This is a genomic window from Chthoniobacter sp., from assembly GCF_040003245.1.
GTDB lineage: Bacteria > Verrucomicrobiota > Verrucomicrobiia > Chthoniobacterales > Chthoniobacteraceae > Chthoniobacter.
In genome coordinates this window covers 1-3,291 of the sequence record NZ_JBDUCX010000393.1, presented here as the reverse complement: position 1 = coordinate 3,291, position 3,291 = coordinate 1, and the positions used below count along the sequence as shown (strand labels likewise).

3 protein-coding genes are annotated in these 3,291 nt (G+C 60.2%); 2 read left to right on the top strand and 1 reads right to left on the bottom strand.

Annotated features, from left to right (window positions below; translation table 11 throughout):
- Positions 1-692 (bottom strand): DUF935 family protein (locus ABJF10_RS30110; protein WP_348548294.1); only part of this gene is annotated, 692 nt, incomplete at its 3' end.
- Between the two features lie 291 nt (positions 693-983).
- On the opposite strand from ABJF10_RS30110, the gene ABJF10_RS30105 reads away from it, so the two are divergent.
- Entirely contained in the window at positions 984-1,379 is a 396-nt protein-coding gene (locus tag ABJF10_RS30105) for an ACT domain-containing protein (RefSeq protein ID WP_348548293.1), read from the top strand.
- Between the two features lie 30 nt (positions 1,380-1,409).
- A partial coding sequence (gene glgX, locus ABJF10_RS30100) for a glycogen debranching protein GlgX (protein WP_348548292.1) occupies positions 1,410-3,291 on the top strand: 1,882 nt, incomplete at its 3' end.

Below are 3,291 nucleotides of genomic sequence, written 5' to 3'. Positions count from 1 at the left end.
GCGGGGAAAGGGGTGAGCGATTGTTCTGTGTCATCGGCCAGGCCCAAGCGCAGATTGCCGTCCCATGCGTAGTGGACCGGGCTGATCCAGCGGGCGGCGCGCGGAGCCACGAAGCGGCCGAGGGCGCGGGTCTGGGCGACGTGCCAGTCGATCTCCAGCACACTCACGCCTTTGAACCACGCGTCGAGGATGTCGGTGACGAGGTCGTCGAAGGCGCCCTCGTCCGCCGCCGGGTCGGGCTGCATCTGGCGCAGCGCGGCACTGACCAGTTTCATCCGCTCGGTGGCGGTGGGCGATTCCTCCTCGTCCTCGTCGCGATAAGCCTCGAAGACGGGGCGGCGACTGCGTACGGCCATCTTCAGCTCGAGGACGTTCTTGCGCAGGCGCGGCCAGGTGTCCTCCATGAGGTTGAAGAGTTCCCACTGCGGGACGTGCGCCCCGGCGAGCGTCCCGCGCAGGGTCATCTCAATGTAGGCTGGCGTGATCGCGGCGACTTGCGGGAGCAGCCAGCGCTCGCGCACTTGGGGGCGGATGATGGTGGTCAGCGCGAGAGGTGCGGAGGGTTTCTGGTTTCTCGATTTGGGTTTCTGGTTCTTCCAATTCGCCGCCGCTAATGCATCGCGAGCGAGACTGGCGAGACGCGAACCGAGGTTCGCCCTCGCGGCGGGTGGCTGGGATAGTGTTGTCTCCATGCCCGCGATGTAACCATGACTTCGGAAAAAAAGTGCATTGCTCCATTGGCTCTATTGGCTCCATTGCGGAAAATCGTCTTTTGGGACCCCAAAAGTGGCAATTTTTGGCAAAAAAAAACGCGCCGCGAAAGGCCAACCAAGGAATCCTGATTCCCATCCCCCAGCGCTCTGGCGACGACTGTGGCTCAAACTTGGGCCGCTCCAGCCAATTTTTAGAGCAGCGCGAATTGAGTGTTGAGGACGGATAGGACGGCGCCCACACTGCGGGTGCAACCTTCAACCGCACTCACCATGGAAATCGTCAAACAACTTTCCGTTTTTCTCGCCAACAAGCCCGGCATGCTCGCCGACGTCTGCAATGAGCTGGCCAAGGCGGAGGTCAACATTTTCGCCCTCACCATTTCCGATACCGCGGACCATTCCGTAGTCCGCATGGTCGTCAGCAATCCGGCCAGGACGCTCGCCATTTTCGAGGAGCGCGGCGTGCTCGCCGTGGAAAGCAAAGTGCTCGCCATCGAGAACAAGAACAAGCCCGGGGCCCTGGCCAAGATTTCCGCGCGCCTGGCCAAGGCCAAAATCAACATCGAGTATGCTTATCTCGCCACCAGCCCCGGAGCCACGAAAGGGCTGCTCATCATGCGAGTCGACGACACCAAAAGAGCGCTGAAAGTGCTGAAAAAAGACTAGCGCCACCAATAGGGAAAATTCAGGGTTTTTATGACGCAATCTCAAGTCTGGCAGGGCCTGCCATATCCACTCGGGGCCACGGTGATGGACGAAGGCGTGAACTTTGCGCTCTTCTCCGAAAATGCCACCGGCGTGGATCTCTGTCTCTTCGACAGCGCCGATGCGCCCCACGAAACCGTCCGCATCCGCATGGCCGAGCATACGGACCAGGTCTGGCACTGCTTCCTGCCCGGTCTCACGGCCGGCCAGCACTACGGTTATCGCGTTTACGGACCCTATGAGCCGAAAGAGGGCCATCGGTTCAATCCCGCGAAATTACTGCTCGATCCTTACGCCAAGGCCATCGCCGGCCGGGTGGAATGGGGCGACGAAATGTTTGGCTACCAGACGAGCGGCGACAAGGAGGCCGACCTCACGATCGACCAGCGGGACAGCGCCTTCGGGCTGCCGAAATGTGTTGTCGTGGACAATCGCTTCGACTGGGGCGACGACATAAGGCTGGCGACGCCGCTGCATCGCTCGGTGATCTATGAAGCCCACGTCAAAGGCTTCTCCAAGCTCTGCCCGCAAATCCCGGAGGAATTGCGCGGCACCTACGCGGCGCTCGGCACGGATTTCGCCATCGCGTATTTCAAGAAGCTCGGCGTGAACACGGTGGAACTGCTCCCGGTCCACCACTACATCGACGACGACTTCCTGCAAAAGAAGGGGCTGCACAACTACTGGGGTTACAACTCGATCGGCTATTTCGCCCCGCACGCCATGTACTCGAGCAGCGGGGTGAATGGACAGCAGGTGGCCGAGTTCAAGCAGATGGTGAAGAACCTCCACGCGGCGAACATCGAGGTGATCCTCGACGTGGTTTACAATCACACCGCCGAGGGCAATCAACTCGGGCCGACGCTCTGCTTCCGCGGCGTGGATAACGCCTCGTACTACCGCCTCCTGGCGGACAACAAACGGTTCCACATGGACTACACGGGCTGTGGCAACACGCTGAACATGATGCATCCCCGCGTGCTCCAGCTCATCATGGATTCGCTGCGCTACTGGGTGATGGAGATGCACGTGGATGGTTTTCGTTTCGATCTCGCGGCGACTCTCGCGCGCGAACTGCACGAGGTCAGCCGGCTCTCGGCGTTCTTCGACATCATCCACCAGGATCCGATCCTCTCGCAGGTGAAGCTCATCGCCGAGCCCTGGGACGTGGGCGAGGGCGGCTACCAGGTCGGCAATTTCCCCGTGCTCTGGGCGGAGTGGAACGGCAAGTACCGCGATTGCATCCGCGGCTATTGGAAAGGCGACGAACACATCTCGGAATTCGCCTACCGCCTCACCGGCAGCTCCGATCTCTACCAGCGCGACGGCAAGCGGCCCTACGCCAGCATCAATTTCATCGTCGCTCACGATGGCTTCACGCTGAACGATCTCGTGAGCTACAACGACAAGCACAACGAAGCGAACGGCGAAGACAACAAGGACGGCGACAACAACAACCATTCCTGGAACCATGGCGCGGAGGGGCCGACGGACGATGCGGAGATCAATCGACTCCGTCGTCGCCAGCGGCGTAATTTGCTCATGACGCTGTTGCTCTCGCAGGGCGTGCCGATGCTTTGCGGTGGCGACGAATTTGCGCGCACGCAAAACGGAAACAACAACGCCTACTGCCAGGACAATGAGATCAGTTGGTTGAACTGGGAGTGGAACGACGAACAACGGCAACTGCGCGAGTTCACAAAAAAGCTAATTCAACTGCGGCGCGATCATCCGGTTTTTCGGCGGCCGAAATTCTTCCAGGGGCGCCGGATTCGCGGTTCCGAGATTAAGGACGTGATGTGGTTCAATCCGGGCGGAAACGAGATGAGCGATGAGGAATGGTCGTCGCCTTTTGTGCGTTGTCTCGCGCTGC